Below are 19,626 nucleotides of genomic sequence, written 5' to 3' on the forward strand. Positions count from 1 at the left end.
AATTACCTTTGAGGCAATTGATGCCGGTAATATTGCAGAATAAAGACAAAAGAAAAAGGAAAATACGTCTATTTAAAGTAAAAAGACAAGGCCGATTAAAAATGGTAGGTAAGGGATGAAAAAATAAAAGAAACTGGAAACCAGCATAAGAAAGGCTATGGAAGGATCAAAGGGGGGAATAAGGTTATGAAGAATACCGATGAAAAAAAATCAGGTATAGGATTTTTTGAAAAATATCTGAGCCTGTGGGTCATACTCTGTATGGTTACTGGTGTACTGATAGGTAAATTTTTGCCCGGCATCCCTGAATTTTTGGGAAAATTTGAATATGCCAAAGTTTCCATACCGATAGCAGTCCTTATCTGGCTCATGATCTATCCAATGATGATGAAAGTTGATTTTACCAGTGTTAAAAATGTCGGTAAAAATCCCAAAGGACTGTATGTTACCTGGGTTACAAATTGGCTGATTAAACCTTTTACAATGTATGCTATAGCACACTTTTTCTTGTTCGTGGTTTTCAAGTCACTAATTTCAACAGAACTTGCCAAAGATTATCTGGCAGGAGCAATTCTTTTAGGTGCGGCTCCCTGTACTGCTATGGTGTTTGTCTGGAGCTATCTGACCAAGGGAAATCCTGCTTATACCGTTGTCCAGGTAGCAACAAATGATCTGATTATTTTAATAGCCTTCCCTCCCATTGTTGCCTTTTTGCTTGGTATTGGAGGTATAGTAATTCCCTGGGCTACCCTTTTTCTGTCTGTCTTACTTTTTGTAGTGATTCCTTTAGTCGGAGGAGTACTGACAAGGGTGAATGTTATAAAGAAAAAAGGTATAGAATATTTTAACCGGGAGTTTATTCCCAAATTCAACGATCTTACAATTGGAGGGTTACTGCTGACTTTGATAATTATTTTCTCTTTTCAGGGAGAAGTCATTCTCAATAATCCCCTGCATATTATATTGATTGCCATTCCTTTGAGTATTCAGACCTTTTTTATTTTTTTTATTGCATATTTTACCAGCAAAAAGGTAAGGCTGAGCCATGAAATTGCAGCTCCTGCCGCAATGATTGGAGCCTCTAATTTCTTTGAGCTTTCGGTTGCAGTAGCTATATCGTTATTTGGGGCGTCATCGCCGGTAGTGTTAGCTACTATTGTAGGGGTACTTGTAGAGGTTCCTGTAATGCTGACCCTGGTAAAAATAGCTAACTATACAAAAGGATGGTTTCCTGAAGATATCTCGAAAAAACAGATTTAGTATAATAAATTTTAAACTTTTTCCACCTAAGTGATATCCGATAGATATAAGTAGATTTTCTGCTTGAGTCACCCACTTTTTATTTTTTTCAAAATTACTCTAAATGATGAATTTCACTGTGAAAAAAACAACAATACCAAATTTATATATAATTTTTTAAGGTAGAGCATAACAATGTTTCTATTCTTTTTTAGTCTGTGCTGTTTCATTATGGAGTGAAAAAAATATTAATTATTTACTTTGCTGTAATATAGAAATACACTTAAATAAAGGTGATATGGGATATAGAAGGTATAGTGAATAATATTATGAATATAGGAGTAGATGATATTTATGAATAATAATAGAGTAGCAAAACCAGAATGGCTAAAAATAAACTTAGGAAGTGTTAAAGGTTTTCAAAATATAGAAAGTATGTTAAAGGAGTTGAATTTAAAAACTGTATGTAAAGAAGCTAATTGCCCTAATAGAGCAGAGTGTTACTCCAGTGGAACTGCGACCTTTTTGATAATGGGAGGGGTATGTACAAGAAAGTGTAAATTTTGTAATGTAAAAGATGGTTCACCTAAGGACTTGGATAGTGATGAACCAAAACATATAGCTGAAGCTGTTAAAAAACTTAAATTAAATTATGTAGTAGTTACATCGGTAACCCGGGATGATTTAGCTGATGGAGGTGCCAGCCACTTTGCGAAGGTTATAAGGGAGATAAGAAAAATAGATAAGGATGTCAGAATTGAAGTATTAATTCCTGATTTAAAAGGGAGGGAAGAATCTTTAAAAATAGTTTTAAAAGCAATGCCGGAAGTATTAAATCATAATATCGAAACAATTCCAAGGTTATATGATCTCATAAGACCTGAAGCTGAGTATAATAGAAGTTTAGACATTTTAAAGAGTGCAAAGACAACAGCTCCTAAAATTAAAACAAAATCCGGGATAATGTTAGGATTAGGGGAAACTCGGGAAGAAGTTATTGAAGTTTTTAAAGATTTGAGGGAACATTCCTGTGATCTCTTAACTATCGGTCAGTATTTAAGACCTTCGGCAGAACATTATCCGGTATATGAATATGTAACTCCTGAAGAGTTTGAATGGTACAAACAAAAAGCTGAAGAAATGGGTTTTGAAAATGTAGCTTCAGGGCCTCTTGTGAGAAGTTCTTATAAAGCCTGGCAGCTATATAATGATTAAGGAGGGTAAAATGGAATTGAAAAAAACGTCATTAAATGAAGTGCACAAAAAACTAGGTGGTAAATTAATAGACTTTGCAGGTTGGGAACTCCCTATTCAATTTCAAGGGATTAAAGAGGAGCATCTTGCCGTTAGGGAAAGAGCCGGTCTCTTTGATGTATCTCATATGGGAGAAATTACTGTTGAAGGTTTAGAATCTTTAAAATTTGTAGATTACTTAGTTGCCAATGATGCAGGTACTCTGAATGATAATCAAGTGATGTATACATTTATGTGCAATGAAAAAGGCGGTGTTGTCGATGACCTGCTTGTCTATAAGTATTCCAATGAAAAGATATTATTGGTAGTAAATGCATCTAATATTGAAAAAGATTATAGATGGATAGAAGAAAAATCCCATGATTTTGATGTTATAACAAAAAACATATCTGAAGAAGTTTCACAAATTGCAATTCAAGGACCTAAAGCACAGGAGATCCTTCAAAAGATTACAGATATTGACTTAAATGAGATAAAATTCTTTACATTTAATTCTGAAGTTCTATTATCTGGAGTAGAATGCCTGGTCTCAAGAACCGGATATACCGGAGAAGATGGGTTTGAAATATATCTAAGTAATAACGCAGCTGTTTCTATTGTAGAAGAACTGCTAAATGTTGGTGGAGAGGATCTTTCTCCTATAGGACTCGGAGCCAGAGATACACTTAGGTTTGAAGCAGGGCTGCCTCTCTATGGGAATGAATTAAGAGAAGATGTTACCCCCCTTGAATCGGGACTTGGTTTTTTTGTAAAGTTAGAGGCTGGAGACTTTATAGGAAAGAATATCCTTGTAGCACAAAAAAAAGAAGGATTAAAAAGAAAAACAGCAGGATTTAAATTAATTGGAAAAGGCATTGCCAGAGGTGGATACAAAGTCGTTGCCCATGGAAAAGAAATTGGAGCTGTTACAACAGGCTATCAGCTTCCTGGAAAAAAAGAAAGTATCGGCCTTGCTCTTATGGATACAGAATATGCTAAGTTAGGAACACATATTCAAATAGAAATCAGAAAAAAACTTGTAGATGCCCAAATAATTAGTAAAAAGTTTTTAGATAAAAAATATAAAAAATAAATAAAAAACTCAGAGGAGGAATTAATAATGGAGAATTTACTTTATTCAAAGGAACATGAATGGATTAAGGTAGAAGGGAACACAGCACTTGTAGGAATTACTGATCATGCACAAAAATCATTGGGAGAAATTGTATATGTGGAACTGCCTGAAATTGATGATGAATTTGAAGCTGCAGAAGCTTTTGGTGTTATAGAGTCTGTAAAAGCAGCTTCAGATTCATATATGCCTGTATCGGGAAAAATTATCGAAATTAACGAGGATTTAGAAGATAACCCTACTTTATTAAATGAAGATCCATATGGAACTTGGATTATAAAGATCGAACTTTCGGATAAAGGAGAATTAGATTCATTATTAGATCTATCAGCATATAATGAATTATGTGAGGAGGATAATTAATGTTTAGATATATCCCTGCTACGGAGGAAGATAGAAAAGAGATGTTAGATGTAATTGGTATTAACAGCGTTGATGAACTTTTTGATGATATCCCTAAAAATTTAAAACAAAGTCAACCATTAAATATTGGTGCACCTATGTCTGAAATAGAATTGAAAAAAAGAATTGAGGAATTAGGTAATAAAAATTTATCTAATCTTATATGTTTTAGGGGAGCGGGAGCATACGATCACTATATCCCTGCTGCAGTTGATCATTTGATCAGCCGGTCTGAATTTTATACAGCTTATACACCATATCAACCTGAAATCAGCCAGGGAACATTACAGTGTATATTTGAATATCAAACTATGATAGCTGACTTAACTGGGATGTTTGCATCCAATGCTTCTATGTATGACGGAGCCACGGCAGCAGCTGAAGCCGCTATGGTAGCGGCAACCGTTACAAAGAGACAAGAGATAGTTGTCTCAAAGAGTGTTAACCCTGAAACAAGAAAAGTTCTGAAAACATATTGCAAATTTAGAGATATAAAGGTAGTAGAGATAGAGCTGGATGAAGGTGCGACCTGTATTAAAGATTTAAAAGATAAAATTTCAGATAAAACAGCAGGAGTAATGGTACAAAGTCCTAATTTTTTTGGAATAATTGAAGATCTGGATGAAATTAGGGAAAATATTATAGATAAAAAAACAAAGTATATTGTCTACACAGATCTTGTAGCAATGGGAATACTTAAGACCCCTGGGGAATCTGGAGCAGATATTGTTATTGGAGATGCCCAGAGTTTTGGAACCGGACTTACATATGGCGGGCCTTATCTGGGGTTTATGACAATAACTAAAGAACTTATTAGAAAGATGCCTGGAAGGATCGTTGGGGAAAGTGTCGATCAAGACGGGAAAAGGTGTTATGTCCTGACTCTTCAAGCAAGGGAACAGCATATCAGAAGGTATAAAGCTACTTCTAATATCTGTTCAAATCATGCATTAAATGCTTTAGCCGCCACTATTCATATGAGCCTTTTAGGAAGGGTGGGATTAGAAAAGGTCGCTGAGCAGTGTTATAAAAAAGCTAATTATACATTGAGAAAAATTGTGGAAACAGATAGATATAAACTAAAATTTAACAGGCCTTTTTTCAGAGAGTTTGTAATAGAGGGAGAAGAATCTCCTGAAATTATTAATGAAAAACTGTTAAAGGATGGTATTTTAGGCGGGTATCCTCTGGAAAAAGAATACCCGGAATTAAAAAATACATCTTTAGTCTGTATTACTGAAAAAAGAAGTAAATTAGAGATCGATAGTTTTGTTGAAAGGATGGGTGAGATATAGATGAAAGAATATAATAAACTTATATTTGAGATTTCTAAAAAGGGAAGGTGTGGTTATGCCCTTCCAGAATTAGAGGTAGATAATTCTCCTCTTGACTTGATAATACCAAAGAATCTATTAAAAACAAGGGATGTAAAATTACCAGAAGTGAGTGAAAATGGAGTAATAAGACACTATACCCGTTTATCTAATAAAAATTTTGGATTAGATACAGGGTTCTATCCTTTGGGATCCTGCACAATGAAATACAATCCCAAAATAAATGAAGTGATTGCTAGAAACCCTAAGATGGTAAATCTTCACCCTTACCAACCTGAAGAAAGTGTACAGGGAGCTCTTGAGATGATGCATGAGGCAGCTGAACACTTAGCCGAAATTTCTGGAATGGATCAGGTATCTCTCCAGCCAGCAGCAGGTTCCCATGGAGAGATGGCAGGACTTATGTTGATAAAAGCTTACCATGAAAAAAATGGTGACTTTAAAAGAAAAAATATAATCGTACCTGATTCCGCTCATGGAACAAATCCGTCTTCAGTACAAATTGTAGGTTTAAATGTGATTGAGATCAAATCAACCCCTGAGGGTGACGTGGATATAGAAGTTTTAAAGGAGCATCTAAACGATGAACTGGCAGGATTTATGTTAACCAATCCCAGTACCCTTGGAATTTTTGAAAAAAATATCGAAAAAATATCGACACTTATCCATGAAGCCGGAGGATTGCTATATTATGATGGGGCAAATATGAATGCAATAATGGGTAAAGCAAGACCTGGAGATATGGGGTTTGACGTAATGCATTTTAATCTTCATAAGACTTTTTCTACCCCCCATGGTGGAGGGGGGCCTGGAGCCGGACCTATCGGGTTTAAAAGTAAACTTGCCGATTTCCAGCCTGTACCTGTTATAGAAAAAATGAATAATAAATATAGACTTAATTATGACAGACCAGATAGTATAGGTAAGGTTCGTAGTTTTTATGGGAATTATGGTGTTATTTTAAGAGCATACGCATATATATTGACAATGGGTGGAAGCGGTTTAGAAACTGCAAGTGAAACGGCAGTTCTTAATGCAAACTATATGATGGCAAGATTAAAAGAGCATTACCCTGTGGCAGTTGATAAAGTATGTAAACATGAGTTTATATTAACAGAGCCAGCCCATGAAAAGATAACTACACTTGATATTGCAAAAAGACTTTTAGACTTTGGGTATCATCCACCGACAATCTATTTTCCTCTTATTATAAAAGGGGCTATGATGATAGAGCCTACAGAAACAGAGAGTAAGGAAACAATGGATGAATTTATAGAAACTATGATTAATATAAGAAAAGAGATGGAGGAAAATCCTGAGGCTGTTCTATCAGCTCCTGGAAACACATTGATAAAAAGAGTTGACGAAGGAAAAGCTGCAAGAGATATAGTAGTTACTCACTCTTGGTAATATATAATTCGAAGATAATAATTAGGAGGAGAATGAATGGGTTTTTTAAATGGTAAATCGGTTAAAAAAGCTATAGAAGATAACATATTGGAATCTCTTCTTGAAAGGGATGCAAAAATGTGTGATACATGAGATAGAAATGCGGCATTATCTCTGGCATTTGGAGTAAAGGCTGATCTATCTCAGGATGAGGTAGAAGAAGTTAAAAATTATGTTGAAGATTTAAAAGATGAAGAATTTTTACTTAACGATAAGATCAAAGTCCAGTTTATAAAAGGAGATGTTAAAGAAAGAAAAAATAAAGCTCTTTTAATTTTTAGATATAAATATTTGGAGGGGTTATGATGTCTAAAAACAGTCTTAGGAATGTCGATGTGGAAAGGATTGCTAGTATAGCTGCAGATGTTATGGAAGGAAAAGAAAAGAAAATTTATAGGGAAGAAGTTCAGGCCTTAGCAGCAGAATTTTCCATAAATAGATAATGAAGGATATAAGGGTTACAGACACAGGAAGGACACCATATTTAAAATCCTATAATTTACAAATGAAATTTTTCGATAACTTAATTTCTGATAAAGAAAATTTTGGATACCTTATTATAACTGAGCCTGACCCCACTATAACTAAGGGTATTAGAGGGGAAGATAGTGAGGTTTTTATCTCAAAAGAGGAAAGAGTGGAGAAGGGAATTGAGCTTATTGATATTAGAAGGGGTGGAAAGGTAACTTTTCACGGTCCCGGTCAAATAGTTATCTATCCTATCTTGAATTTATCTCATTTCAAAAAAAGTATTAAATGGTATATTGAATCTTTAGAAGATGTTGTAATTCTAACATTGGAAGGACTGGGAGTAAAAGTTCATAAAAAAGAAGGGATTGTCGGTATTTTCACCAAAAAAGGGAAAATTTGTGCCATAGGAGTAGAAGTGAAAAAATGGAGAACACTTCATGGTATTGCAATAAATCATGAAATTGTTCTAGACTATTTTAATAATATCAATCCTTGCGGCCTAAGGGATTTAGGAGTTACTTCAATATTAAACGAAGGTAAAAAAATTACAAGAGAAGATGTAGTTGATCTCTTCAAATTAAACTTTTCTAAGATATTTAATGTCCGACTAAAAAATTATTAAAAATAAATAAAGGATAAAATATATATTGTTGTATAAGTTATAACTCTCCTAAAACGTAATAAGGATTTTAGGGCCCCCAAGAGTTTTATTCTTATTACAAAAAAGTGGCAACATCTCAGCTGTATGATTATTACAGCTGAGATGTTGCCACTTTTTTTGAGCCTATAATATGAGAAACTAAAATTCCATATTTTTTTCTTCCTCTGATTTATTGCTGAGCTTGTACAAGATAATACTGCTTATCTTTAATATATGAATAAAATAAAAATACTCTTTCTATACTACCAGTATTTTTAAATAGTATCTTTGTGCTCTTTCTAAATGTTCATAGAGAAGTTGTTCTGCTTCTTCTATCTTTTCTTCTAAAAGAAGATCTATCAAAATTATATGTTCTTCTTTAGATTTTAAAATTACTTCTTTCACTTTTCTATCTAAAGAAAACATCTTAATTCTTTTTGCATGCTCCATAATATTTACAGTGGCTTTTTTTAGAAAAAAATTATCATAAAAACTAATTATCATATTATGAAATTCATCATCTATAATCTCTAATTTTTTTGGATCATCCACAGTAAGATCAGCAAACTTTTCCTTTAGAAGCTCTAATTTCATTTGAGGAAGTCTGCCTGCAGTGAGTTTTAAAGATGAAATTTCTAGAGTTTTTCTAGCCTCAAATACGTTATTTATTAAAGTTTCATCTATTTTAGCCACATAGATTCCTTTTCTTGGATATATGTTTACCCACCCCTCGTCTTCTAGACGGCTCAAGGCTTCCCTCATGGGAGTTCTGCTGACTTCCAGTGAACTGCTCAATTTTTTTTCTTCTAGATATTCTCCAGGTCTATAAATTAAATTTATTATATTGTGTTTAATAATTTCATACGATTTTTCTTTTAAGTTCATATATTTAGACATGTCATCCTCCCCTTCAGAACATAATTATACGTGTCTAAATACTATAAGTCAAATTTTCTCTTTACAAAGATTATTTTTTATAGTAGTATATCTGTGTATACACGAGTATATCACGACAAAAGATCATTTTGTCTGTAATTCGTTTGAAACGAGCTATATAAAATCAATAAAATAATAAGAATGAAGGAGAGCAACTATGTCAGTATATGAGGAATCATTAAAGTTACATATTGAAAACAAGGGTAAGATTGAAGTTATTTCAAAGGTAAGTGTAAAAACTAAGGAGGATTTAAGTCTAGCTTATTCCCCAGGGGTAGCAGAACCCTGTAAGAAGATTGCTGCGAATAAAAATGATGTTTATAAGTATACAGCTAAGGGAAACATGGTAGCTATAATTACAGATGGAACAGCAGTATTAGGATTAGGAGATATCGGTCCCGAAGCAGCATTACCTGTAATGGAGGGAAAAGCAATCTTATTCAAAGAATTTGGCGGAGTAGACGCCTTCCCTATCTGTTTAGATACTAAAGATACTGAAGAAATTATCAGAACCTGCAAGTTATTAGCACCTTCTTTTGGTGGTATAAACTTAGAAGATATAGCGGCTCCTAAATGCGTTGAAATAGAAAGAAGGTTAATTGAAGAGTTAGACATTCCTGTATTCCATGATGACCAGCATGGTACAGCGATAGTTACTACAGCTGCAGTAATAAACTCGGCTAAATTATTAGGAAAGAATATCTCTGATTTAAGAGTATCTATGATCGGTACCGGTTCTGCCGGGTCATCTATCGCCAGAATGCTTAAGGGATTAGGAGTTAAGAGTCTATATGCATACAACTCAAAGGGTGTTGTAACCCAGGCTAAATATGATTCATACAGGTTCTTAGTAAAGGAATTATTGGATCAAAATATCATAGATACTCCAGAAAACTTAGAGGAAGATTCAGTTGCCGGAATGATGAAGGGAACAGATGTATTTGTAGGGGTATCAGGACCCGATATGGTTACTAAAGATATGGTTAGATCTATGAACGCAGACCCTATTATCCTGGCTATGGCTAACCCTACACCTGAGATCATGCCTGAAGATGCATTAGAAGCTGGAGCAGCAGTGGTAGGAACAGGTAGATCGGATTACCCTAACCAGGTAAACAATGTATTGGCATTCCCGGGATTATTCAAAGGGGCTTTAGAAGCCGGAGCTACGGTAATCAACGATGAGATGAAGATAGCAGCTGCATACGGTATTGCCAATGTATTGAAGGAAGAGGAATTAAGAGCAGACTATATCATTCCTAGTCCATTTGATGACAGAGTAGCATCGGTGGTAGCTGAAACTGTTAAGAAGATAGCTATAGAGAATAACTTAATAAGAAAACAATAAATATAATAAAACTTATTAGTAGGGTCATACTATTAAGTAGGGAAATAGTTGAATTTAAAAACATAAATATTAAAAAGGGGAATTTAAAATGATTAAATTTAGAACTGAAGGAGACTCATTGGGAACAATGGAAGTCCCTGCAAATGCATACTACGGAATCCAGTCACTGAGGGCAAGAAATAACTTCGGTATCACAGGATACAAATTATCATCTACATTTATTAAATCAATGGCAATGGTGAAGAAGGCTACATCACTTATGAACTTAGAAGCTGGGGTAATAGAAAAAGACGTTGCTGAAGCGATGATTTGTGCCAGTGAAGAGATCATCGACGGTAAATTCCATGACCAGTTCATTACCGACGTTATCCAAGGCGGGGCAGGAACTTCTATGAACATGAACATCAACGAGGTTATTGCCAACAGAGCCAATGAACTGATGGGTGGAAAATTAGGTAAATATGAATTTGTTACTCCCAATGACCATGTGAACTACGGGCAGTCAACCAATGATGTTATTCCTACCAGTGGAAAATTGACTGTAATCCAACTCTGTGAATCACTGTTAAGTGAATTGGAAGATTTAAAAGAATCTTTATACGAAAAAGGAGCAGAATTTGACCATGTCATCAAGATGGGAAGAACCCATTTACAGGATGCTATCCCTATCAGATTAGGACAAGAATTCAAAGCCTATGCCAGACCTATAAGAAGAGATATCAAGAGGATAAAAGAGACATTGGAAGATTTTTACTTTGTTAATATGGGAGCTACAGCTGTAGGTACCGGATTAAATGCAGACACTACATATGTAAAGGATATTGCAGCTAAATTAGGTGAAGTAACTGGAATGGACTTCAAGCAGAGTACAGACCTTGTAGACGGGACTAGAAACTTAGATGGCTTTGTATGGTTATCATCGGCATTAAAAGTATGTGCTGTAAACTTATCAAAGATGTCTAATGACCTTAGATTGATGGCATCTGGACCTAGAGCCGGATTCTTTGAGATAAACTTACCACAAAAACAGCCAGGATCATCCATCATGCCTGGAAAAGTTAACCCTGTTATTCCCGAGGTAATGAATCAAGTTTCATTTCAAATTTTTGGAAATGATCTTACAATAACCAAGGCTGCTGAAGCGGGACAACTGGAGTTAAATGTATTCGAACCAGTGTTATTCTTTAATTTGTTCCAGTCTATCCAAATCTTAAAAAACGGTGTACAAACACTTAACCATAACTGTATCAAGGGAATCACTCCTAATGTGGCTAGAACCGAAGAGGTGGTTAAGAATTCAATCGGAATTATCACTGCTATCAATCCCCATGTAGGGTATAAAAATGCTGCTGAGGTAGCTAAGGAATCGCTAAAAACAGGAAAAACTGTAAGGGAACTTACAATAGAAAAAGGGTTATTAACTAATGAAGAATTAGATGTTATTTTAGATGTATATAACATGACTAATCCTGGGATCTCTGGAAAAGAATTAATGAAAAAGAACTAATAAAAAGAGGAGTTAAAAATAATGAAGATAGTAGGAGTTTTAGGCGGGATGGGACCCCTTGCCACAATGGATTTATGCAATAAAATAATAAAATATACCGATGCAAAAAAAGACAGTGATCATGTGCATACTTTAATAGACAATAATACGGAGATTCCCGATAGAACCGCTTATATTTTGGGCAAAGGAGAAAACCCTGAAAAATATCTTATTGATTCAGCTTTAAAGCTAGAAGATATGGGAGTCAGCTTTATAGTTATACCGTGTAATACTGCTCATTATTTTTACGAGAAAATCCAAAAATCAATAAAGATACCAGTTGTAAATATGATAGATGAAGTAGCAAAAGAATTAAAAGATGTAAAAAAGGTAGGTCTTTTAGCAACTAAGGGAACTTATTCTGGGCACATATATGAAGATACCTTTGATAAATATGGAATAAAAGTAGAGGTACCACCTATGGAGTTGCAAGAAATTGTAATGGAATTGATCTATAGGGTGAAAGAAGGGAAAGATAATATAGATGAAGTAGATATAGATTCTGTCATAGAATATTTTCGTAAATTAGGAATAGATAATATTATTTTAGGATGCACAGAACTACCTGTAGCTTTTGAACAATTGGGAATAAAGGGTAAATTTTTAGATCCGACTAAAATATTGGCTATTAGCACAATAAGATTAATGGGAAAAAGAGTTGTAGGGGTATAACAAAGCAAGAATGACTATAGCATCGTAGTCTGTAATCAGACATAAGATTATTTAGTAATAATTATTTTTTTTAATCTAGGGGGGTAAAAAATGAATAAGAAAAAATTTCAAATGCCAACAGCCTATACTATTTTAATTAGTATAATAGCTATAGTGGCGGTATTAACATGGATAGTTCCGGCAGGACAGTATGATCTTGTAGACCCGTCAGCATCTAAACCACAGCCAATTCCGGGAACTTATCAGGTAGTGGAGTCTAATCCACAGGGGTTATGGGAAGTAATAAATGCTCCTATCAATGGTTTTTATCAAGCTAAGGATATTGCATTGTTTGTATTGGTAATTGGTGGATTCTTAGGTATAGTAATGAAGACAGGTGCTATCGATGCAGGAATAGGGCAGGTTATAAAAAAATTAAAGGGAAGGGAAAAGATAATGATTCCTATCCTTATGATGATATTTGCAGCAGGGGGAACTTCTTTTGGAATGGCAGAAGAAACCATCGCTTTTTATCCCTTATTGATACCTGTATTTATTGGAGCCGGCTATGATGCTATGACAGCAGTAGGAGTAATCCTTCTTGGAGCCGGGACAGGGGTACTGTGTTCTACGGTAAACCCATTTGCTACAGGAGTAGCCTCTGGATTTGCGGGGATATCCATAGGTGACGGACTTGGATTAAGACTGATTATGATGGCTGTTTTACTTACCTTTGCCATTATCTACGTGATGAGATATGCTGAAAAAGTTAAAAAAGATCCAAGTAAATCTATAATATTTGATCTTAAAAAAGCCAATGAAGATCATTTTTTAGGAACTAAATCTCAAGAAACACCTGAATTAACTTCCAAAAGAAAGATAATTCTTGGAATTTTTGGCGGGACATTCCTTGTTATGATATTAGGAGTAATACCTTGGGCATATAAATTTAACATAACAATCTTTGAAGATATGAATAATTTCTTCATCACACTACCTGTAATAGGTAAACTCTTAGGTGGAATGGTTCCTTTAGGTGACTGGTGGTTTGGAGAGATGACTGTTTTATTCATGGTTTCGGCAGTCTTAATAGGGAAAATTTTTGGGATGGAAGAAAAAGAAATAGTATCTGTATTTGTAAATGGTGCGAGAGATCTTTTAGGAGTAGCCTTAATAGTAGGTGTTTCTAGAGGAATTACTATAGTAATGAATGCTGGTGGAATGACCAATACGGTATTATACTGGGGAGAACAGGCTTTGACAGGTGTGGGATCGACAGCATTTGCAATTATCTCATACTTATTCTACCTGCCTATGTCTTTCCTGGTTCCTTCGACCTCTGGACTAGCCACTTTATCTATGCCTATCATGGCTCCCCTTGGAGAGTTTTCAGGATTAGCAAAGAATATAGTAGTAACTTCGTATCAATCTGCTTCAGGGGTATTAAATATAGTTACTCCTACATCGGCAGTGGTAATGGGAGCACTGGGAATAGCGAGAGTATCTTATACTAAATGGCTTAAATTTGTAATGCCATTATTCGTTTCATTTATATTGATTACTATGTTATTATTAGCAATAGGAACAATGATGTAAAGTTTAATTTAAAATGGAGTCTATAGATTCTATAAACTCCATTTTGATAATGTTAGTGTATTAATAAAACATTTCAGGGGGAATACAATGATTAAATTATTAAAAAATGCAGAGATCTACACACCGGAGTATATAGGAAAAAAAGATATTTTAATAGCAGATAAAAAGATAGCTAAGATAGCTGACTCTATAAAGATAGATGAAAGTATAGCTACAATCATAGATTTAAAAGGAAAAAAAGTAGTCCCTGGATTTATCGATGCCCATGTTCATATCTGCGGAGGAGGAGGAGAGGGTAGTTTTAAAACGAGAACTCCTGAAATTCAATTGACAGATATGACCACTGCTGGTGTTACTACGGTAATAGGTGTCTTAGGAACCGATGGTACCACTAGAACTATAACAAATTTAATAGCTAAAGCAAAGGGCTTAAAAGAAGAAGGGGTATCTGCATTTGTATTGACAGGATCTTATGAGATACCTGTCAGAACCCTTACAGGAAAGATTTCAGATGATATCATCCTAATAGAGGAAGTAATCGGATGTGGAGAGTTATCAGTTGCAGACCATAGATCATCCCACCCTACAGTGGATGAACTCTTGAGAGTAGCATCTGAAACGAGGTTAGGAGGAATTCTATCCGGGAAAGCTGGAATCATCGGAGTTCATATGGGTGATAGTAAGAACGTTACAAACTTACTTTTAGATACTCTAAATAAGGGAGATATTCCTATGAAACAATTTGTACCTACTCATATGAATAGAAATCCGTATCTATTTGAAGCTGGAATAGAGTATGGAAAAAAAGGTGGATATTTAGACTTCACCACTTCGACTACACCTGAATATTTAGCCGATGGAGAGATTAAATGTGGAAAAGCTACAAAATTGGCCATAGAAGCTGGAGTAGATATTTCTCAAATTACTTATACCTCAGATGGACAGGGAAGCTTGCCTGAATTTGATTCAGAAGGAAATTTAATCAGACTTAAAATAGGTAAATGTAAAACACTTTTCGAAGCTGTAAAGGAAGGAATGGAAGAGGAAGGATTAAAATTAGAAGAGATCATAAAAGTTATCACTTCAAATCCAGCTACAATATTTAAATTAACTGGAAAAGGATTTATTCAAGAAGGTTTTGATGCTGACTTGGTAGTTTTGGATGAAAATTTAGATATAGATACAGTATTGGCTTTGGGAAATATAATGGTTGAAAAAAAGGTGCCTGTAGTTTATGGAACTTTTGAAAACTAAGAAAAATTAAAATGATTTTTAAAAAAGGGCAAACCAAAAGGGTTGCCCTTTTCCAATCTCTCCAGTTTTTTTGAGCAATCATTCTTATCAGTTAATTAAAATATGTCTTGCTCCTTTTCAAGGAGCTCTATTTTTTACCAAGCTTATTATCCTATTAAAATATAAGTAAAAGCCTTGTGTGAATGGCCTAAAAATTTATTTTATTTGATTTTTACAGATACTAAAGTATTATTAAAGTATAGTGTTTTAATATTTATGATGAAAGTTCTAATTATAAACGAGGAGGAATTATAGTGAGATGTAATAACAGATTAAAAGATGAATATTTTACAAAATTAGATGAGTTTATTGATTCTTTAGAAGATCAAAGAGGAGAACTAATCACAGTTTTGCATAGAGCACAAGATCTTTTTGGATATCTCCCCTTGGAAGTGCAGACCCATGTGGGGGAAAAAATGAATATCCCCCTTTCAGAGATTTATGGTGTAATAACTTTTTACTCATTCTTTACTACGACACCGAAAGGGGAACATCCTATTTCAATTTGTATGGGAACTGCATGTTATGTTAATGGTTCTGAAAATATTTTAAATGAATTTAAGAGGGAGTTAGGATTAAAAATCGGAGAAACGTCAAATGATGGGAAATTTTCCATCGATATCCTCAGATGTGTAGGGGCATGTGGAATGGCTCCCATAGTGACTGTAGGAAAAAAAGTCTATGGAAGGGTTAAGGCTGATGAAGTGGCCAATATACTAAAAGAATATAATTAGGGGGGAGACAAGGTGATTAATGGAATTAATGATTTGAATAAGATAAGAGAAGAAAAATATTTAGCTGATAAAGAAAATAAAACTATTATAAAAGTATCTATGTCTACCTGTGCTATAACTGCTGGAGCTGACACTATTTTTGAGTACTTCAAAGAGGAGATAGAGAGGGAAGGGAATGATTCTATAAAACTTATCTCTACAGGGTGTATGGGGCTCTGCCATTCCGAACCGACAATAGAAGTTACCCTTCCAGGAGGAGAACCCAATATTTTTGGAAATCTCAATATTGCAAAAGCTGAAAAAATATTAAAGGATATCAAATATAATAAAACCCGTGAAACCGACGTATTTATAAGTAAGAAGCAGAAAAAAATAGTTTTAAAAAATTGCGGATTTATAGACCCTGAAAATATAGTTGAGTCCATAGGAAATAACGGGTATTTTGCTTTAAATAAAGTTCTAACAAAGATGAAACCACAGGAGGTAATAGATGAAATAAAACTTTCCGGCCTCCGGGGAAGAGGGGGAGGAGGTTATCCTACAGGTTTAAAATGGCAATTTGCAGCTGATAATAAAGCAGATCAAAAATATGTAGTATGTAATGCTGATGAAGGGGATCCGGGAGCATTTATGGATAGATCCGTATTAGAAGGAGATCCCCATACTATTATAGAAGCTATGGCAATTTGCGGATACGCCATAGGAGCCGATCAGGGAATTATTTATATTAGAGCGGAATATCCTCTGGCTATTAAAAGACTTGAAAAAGCAATTATGGATGCAAATACCCACGGACTTTTGGGGGAAAAAATATTTGGAACTGATTTCAACTTTAAAATTCGTTTAAAATATGGAGCAGGGGCATTTGTTTGCGGGGAAGAAACCGCTCTAGTCCATTCCATGGAAGGAAAAAGAGGAGAACCCACCTTAAAACCACCTTTTCCCGCTGAAGCCGGGTACTGGGAAAAACCTACAAATGTAAATAATGTAGAAACTTATGGAAATATCCCCTCTATAATTAAAAAGGGGGCCCTTTGGTTTAAAAATATTGGTACGGAAAAATCATCCGGGACTAAAGTTTTTGCATTGGCTGGAAAGGTAAAAAATGTCGGACTTATAGAAGTTCCTATGGGAACCACCTTGGAAGAGGTTATTTTTGATATTGGCGGCGGGATTGTAGGAAACAAAGAATTTAAAGCTGTTCAAACTGGCGGGCCTTCTGGAGGCTGTCTTACAGAAAAGGACCTGGAGACCCCTATAGATTTTGATAACTTAATAGCCAAAGGTTCTATGATGGGATCCGGTGGAATGATAGTAATGGATGAAGATGACTGTATGGTTGCAGTAGCTAAATTTTACCTAGGTTTTACTGTGGAAGAATCTTGTGGTAAATGTACACCCTGCAGAATAGGTACTAAAAGGTTATATGAAATTTTAGAAAGAATTACAGATGGAAAAGGCAGTTTAAATGATCTTAATTTATTAAAGGATCTGTCCAATACAATAAAAAGAGCATCTTTATGCGGGCTTGGAAAAACTGCTCCAAATCCTGTCCTATCTACCCTTAAAAATTTTCATGAGGAATATACAGCCCATGTAAAGGAGAAAAAATGTCCGGCTACTGTATGTATAAACCTCATCCAGTTTACCATTACAGATAAATGTATCGGCTGTACTGCCTGTGCAAAGGCATGTCCCACAGAAGCTATTATGGGAAGGGCAAAAGAGAAACATTTTGTTTTTCAAGACAGGTGTATTAAATGCGGCGCATGTTACAATGCTTGTAAATTCAATGCAATTGAGAAGAGATAGGAGGGAAGATGGAAACTGTAAAGATAAAAATTAATGGTATAGAAATAGAAACACCCGAACAGGTTACAATTTTAGACGCTGCCAAGAGTGCAGGAATACATATCCCGTCTCTCTGTCACTTAAAAATAGGTGAAATGGATTATATCAATGACTGTGCTTCATGCAGGATTTGCGTTGTGGAGGTAAATGGGCAGGAAAATCTCTACCCATCATGTGAAACTAAGGTATCTGAAGGTATGGAAATAGTTACTAATTCTCCGGAACTCATTGAAATAAGAAAATCAATTTTAGAGTTACTTTTATCTAATCATCCAAAAAACTGTCTGACATGTTCAAAATCGGGAGAATGTGAATTACAAAAATTAGCGGATGAATTCAGAATAAAAAATATCAGATTTGAAGGGGAAGAATCAACTTATAGAATAGATAATTCAGCTGCAATAATAAGGGATATCGATAAGTGTATTATGTGTAGAAGGTGTGAAACTATGTGTAATAAGGTCCAGACCTGTTATGTGCTGTCTGCTGTTAACAGGGGATTTGAAGCAGCTATTTCCCCTACCCATGAACTGGATATAGAGGACACTAACTGTACTTTTTGCGGTCAATGTGTAGCTGTATGCCCTGTTGGAGCTCTCCATGAGAGAGATTATACCTGGGAGGCAGTGGAGGCCTTGGCTGATCCCAGTAAAACAACGGTAGCACAGATCGCCCCGGCTGTGAGGGTAGCTCTCGGTGAAGAATTTGGGTTTGAACCAGGAACAGATGTAAGCGGGAAAATGGTCAATGTCTTGAAAAAGATGGGATTTGATCATGTATTTGACACTAATTTTGCTGCAGATTTGACTATTATGGAGGAGGCAGCAGAATTAAAAACCAGAATAGAAAAATACCTGGCTGGGGATAAAGATGTAAAACTTCCCCTGCTCACATCATGCTGCCCGGCATGGGTGAAATTTATAGAACATAATTATCCTGAAATGCTGGATATCCCATCTACTGCTAAATCTCCCCAGCAAATGTTCAGTAGTGTGATAAAAGAAATATGGGCTGAGGATATGGGGCTGAGAAGAGAAGATGTATTTGTTATCTCTATAATGCCGTGTCTGGCTAAAAAATACGAGGCCTCCAGGGATGAATTTTCAAAAGATGGAAATAGGGATACCGACCTGTCTATTTCAACCAGGGAATTAGCTAATTTAATAAAGCAGAGCGGGTTTAATTTTGAAGTATTGAAGGATGTGCCTTTTGATAATCCCTTTGGAGTTTCAAGTGGAGCTGCCGATATATTTGGCAGGACAGGGGGAGTAATAGAAGCGGCTACGAGAACTGCCTATGAATGGATTACAGGAACCAGTTTAGAAAATGTTGACTTCTCCCAATTGAGGGGATTAGAGGGGGTAAGGATAGCTGAAGTTCCTGAACTGACAATAGATGGATCCCCCCTGAGAATTGGCATAGCCCATGGATTAGGATCAGCCAGGGAATTATTAGATAAAATTAGGAATGGAGAAGAGGTTCTGCACGCTATAGAAATTATGGCATGCAAAGGTGGATGTATAGGAGGAGGAGGTCAGCCTTACCACCATGGTGATTTTGAAATTATTAGAAAAAGATTTGAGGGGATACAGGCTGTAGATAATAATAAAAAAATAAGGAAATCCCATGAAAATCCTTATATTAAAGAACTCTATGAAAAACATCTGGGAGAACCTATGAGTCATAAAGCACACGAACTTTTGCATACGAAATACTTTCCTAGAAAGAAAAACTAAATAATGTGTTTCTCTAATCGGTTAATTATTAGATT

General features: G+C 35.2%; 17 protein-coding genes. 16 read left to right on the plus strand and 1 reads right to left on the minus strand.

What is annotated here, in order from left to right:
- Positions 1–186: 186 nt before the first annotated feature.
- The 8 genes from arsB (at position 187) to lipB (ending at position 7,882) form a co-directional block, all read left to right on the plus strand.
- Positions 187–1,260, plus strand: coding sequence for an ACR3 family arsenite efflux transporter (gene arsB / locus DYH56_RS10005; protein ID WP_114642728.1), 1,074 nt, complete (start codon positions 187–189; stop codon positions 1,258–1,260).
- A gap of 333 nt (positions 1,261–1,593) precedes the next feature.
- Positions 1,594–2,454 (plus strand): lipoyl synthase, encoded by an 861-nt coding sequence (lipA, locus tag DYH56_RS10010; RefSeq protein WP_114642729.1) that lies wholly within the window; start codon positions 1,594–1,596, stop codon positions 2,452–2,454.
- Positions 2,455–2,464: 10 nt separating this feature from the next.
- Positions 2,465–3,565 carry a glycine cleavage system aminomethyltransferase GcvT gene (gene gcvT, locus DYH56_RS10015; protein ID WP_114642730.1) on the plus strand — a complete coding sequence of 367 codons (1,101 nt, stop codon included), beginning with the start codon at positions 2,465–2,467 and terminating at the stop codon, positions 3,563–3,565.
- Between the two features lie 27 nt (positions 3,566–3,592).
- Positions 3,593–3,967, plus strand: coding sequence for a glycine cleavage system protein GcvH (gcvH, locus tag DYH56_RS10020; RefSeq protein ID WP_114642731.1), 375 nt, complete (start codon positions 3,593–3,595; stop codon positions 3,965–3,967).
- On the plus strand, positions 3,967–5,301 hold the full coding sequence (gene gcvPA, locus DYH56_RS10025; protein WP_114642732.1) for an aminomethyl-transferring glycine dehydrogenase subunit GcvPA: 1,335 nt from the start codon (positions 3,967–3,969) through the stop codon (positions 5,299–5,301). The genes gcvH and gcvPA overlap by 1 nt, the downstream gene beginning before the upstream one ends.
- Positions 5,302–6,750, plus strand: coding sequence for an aminomethyl-transferring glycine dehydrogenase subunit GcvPB (gene gcvPB / locus DYH56_RS10030; protein ID WP_114642733.1), 1,449 nt, complete (start codon positions 5,302–5,304; stop codon positions 6,748–6,750).
- Positions 6,751–7,094: 344 nt separating this feature from the next.
- Entirely contained in the window at positions 7,095–7,232 is a 138-nt protein-coding gene (locus DYH56_RS15985; RefSeq protein ID WP_158539118.1) for a hypothetical protein, read from the plus strand.
- Positions 7,232–7,882: a lipoyl(octanoyl) transferase LipB gene (gene lipB, locus DYH56_RS10035; protein WP_114642734.1), complete on the plus strand. Its 651-nt coding sequence runs from the start codon at positions 7,232–7,234 to the stop codon at positions 7,880–7,882. Before DYH56_RS15985 ends, lipB begins: the two co-directional genes overlap by 1 nt.
- A 276-nt stretch (positions 7,883–8,158) precedes the next feature.
- Here the strand turns inward: lipB and DYH56_RS10040 are convergent, their stop codons facing one another.
- Positions 8,159–8,797, minus strand: coding sequence for a GntR family transcriptional regulator (locus DYH56_RS10040; protein ID WP_114642735.1), 639 nt, complete (start codon positions 8,795–8,797; stop codon positions 8,159–8,161).
- A 196-nt stretch (positions 8,798–8,993) separates the two neighbouring features.
- On the opposite strand from DYH56_RS10040, the gene DYH56_RS10045 reads away from it, so the two are divergent.
- The 8 genes from DYH56_RS10045 (at position 8,994) to DYH56_RS10080 (ending at position 19,591) form a co-directional block, all read left to right on the plus strand.
- The gene (locus DYH56_RS10045; protein ID WP_114642736.1) at positions 8,994–10,184 is read left to right on the plus strand and encodes an NAD(P)-dependent malic enzyme; all 1,191 of its coding nucleotides are present in this window, start codon (positions 8,994–8,996) and stop codon (positions 10,182–10,184) included.
- A gap of 88 nt (positions 10,185–10,272) precedes the next feature.
- A complete protein-coding gene (locus tag DYH56_RS10050) occupies positions 10,273–11,691 on the plus strand; it encodes an aspartate ammonia-lyase (RefSeq protein WP_114642737.1) in 1,419 nt (472 codons plus the stop codon).
- Between the two features lie 21 nt (positions 11,692–11,712).
- Entirely contained in the window at positions 11,713–12,402 is a 690-nt protein-coding gene (cuyB, locus tag DYH56_RS10055; RefSeq protein ID WP_114642738.1) for a cysteate racemase, read from the plus strand.
- A gap of 90 nt (positions 12,403–12,492) precedes the next feature.
- Positions 12,493–13,977, plus strand: coding sequence for a YfcC family protein (locus DYH56_RS10060; RefSeq protein ID WP_114642739.1), 1,485 nt, complete (start codon positions 12,493–12,495; stop codon positions 13,975–13,977).
- An 87-nt stretch (positions 13,978–14,064) separates the two neighbouring features.
- Positions 14,065–15,231, plus strand: coding sequence for a beta-aspartyl-peptidase (iadA, locus tag DYH56_RS10065; protein WP_114642740.1), 1,167 nt, complete (start codon positions 14,065–14,067; stop codon positions 15,229–15,231).
- 293 nt (positions 15,232–15,524) lie between these two features.
- Entirely contained in the window at positions 15,525–16,004 is a 480-nt protein-coding gene (locus tag DYH56_RS10070) for an NADH-quinone oxidoreductase subunit NuoE family protein (RefSeq protein WP_114642741.1), read from the plus strand.
- Positions 16,005–16,016: 12 nt separating this feature from the next.
- Positions 16,017–17,816: an NADH-ubiquinone oxidoreductase-F iron-sulfur binding region domain-containing protein gene (locus DYH56_RS10075; protein WP_114642742.1), complete on the plus strand. Its 1,800-nt coding sequence runs from the start codon at positions 16,017–16,019 to the stop codon at positions 17,814–17,816.
- 8 nt (positions 17,817–17,824) lie between these two features.
- Positions 17,825–19,591, plus strand: a complete 1,767-nt coding sequence (locus DYH56_RS10080) for an NADH-dependent [FeFe] hydrogenase, group A6 (RefSeq protein WP_114642743.1) — start codon at positions 17,825–17,827, stop codon at positions 19,589–19,591.
- The last annotated feature ends 35 nt before the right edge of the window (positions 19,592–19,626 follow it).

The organism is Psychrilyobacter piezotolerans (assembly GCF_003391055.1).
Classification (GTDB): domain Bacteria; phylum Fusobacteriota; class Fusobacteriia; order Fusobacteriales; family Fusobacteriaceae; genus Psychrilyobacter; species Psychrilyobacter piezotolerans.

What these genes read in the sequence shown, in the direction of transcription:
- arsB (WP_114642728.1), top strand. Translation starts at nt 187, where the DNA reads ATGAAGAATACCGATGAAAAAAAATCAGGTATAGGATTTTTTGAAAAA.
- lipA (WP_114642729.1), top strand. Translation starts at nt 1,594, where the DNA reads ATGAATAATAATAGAGTAGCAAAACCAGAATGGCTAAAAATAAACTTA.
- gcvT (WP_114642730.1), top strand. Translation starts at nt 2,465, where the DNA reads ATGGAATTGAAAAAAACGTCATTAAATGAAGTGCACAAAAAACTAGGT.
- gcvH (WP_114642731.1), top strand. Translation starts at nt 3,593, where the DNA reads ATGGAGAATTTACTTTATTCAAAGGAACATGAATGGATTAAGGTAGAA.
- gcvPA (WP_114642732.1), top strand. Translation starts at nt 3,967, where the DNA reads ATGTTTAGATATATCCCTGCTACGGAGGAAGATAGAAAAGAGATGTTA.
- gcvPB (WP_114642733.1), top strand. Translation starts at nt 5,302, where the DNA reads ATGAAAGAATATAATAAACTTATATTTGAGATTTCTAAAAAGGGAAGG.
- DYH56_RS15985 (WP_158539118.1), top strand. Translation starts at nt 7,095, where the DNA reads ATGTCTAAAAACAGTCTTAGGAATGTCGATGTGGAAAGGATTGCTAGT.
- lipB (WP_114642734.1), top strand. Translation starts at nt 7,232, where the DNA reads ATGAAGGATATAAGGGTTACAGACACAGGAAGGACACCATATTTAAAA.
- DYH56_RS10040 (WP_114642735.1), bottom strand. Translation starts at nt 8,797, where the DNA reads ATGTCTAAATATATGAACTTAAAAGAAAAATCGTATGAAATTATTAAA.
- DYH56_RS10045 (WP_114642736.1), top strand. Translation starts at nt 8,994, where the DNA reads ATGTCAGTATATGAGGAATCATTAAAGTTACATATTGAAAACAAGGGT.
- DYH56_RS10050 (WP_114642737.1), top strand. Translation starts at nt 10,273, where the DNA reads ATGATTAAATTTAGAACTGAAGGAGACTCATTGGGAACAATGGAAGTC.
- cuyB (WP_114642738.1), top strand. Translation starts at nt 11,713, where the DNA reads ATGAAGATAGTAGGAGTTTTAGGCGGGATGGGACCCCTTGCCACAATG.
- DYH56_RS10060 (WP_114642739.1), top strand. Translation starts at nt 12,493, where the DNA reads ATGAATAAGAAAAAATTTCAAATGCCAACAGCCTATACTATTTTAATT.
- iadA (WP_114642740.1), top strand. Translation starts at nt 14,065, where the DNA reads ATGATTAAATTATTAAAAAATGCAGAGATCTACACACCGGAGTATATA.
- DYH56_RS10080 (WP_114642743.1), top strand. Translation starts at nt 17,825, where the DNA reads ATGGAAACTGTAAAGATAAAAATTAATGGTATAGAAATAGAAACACCC.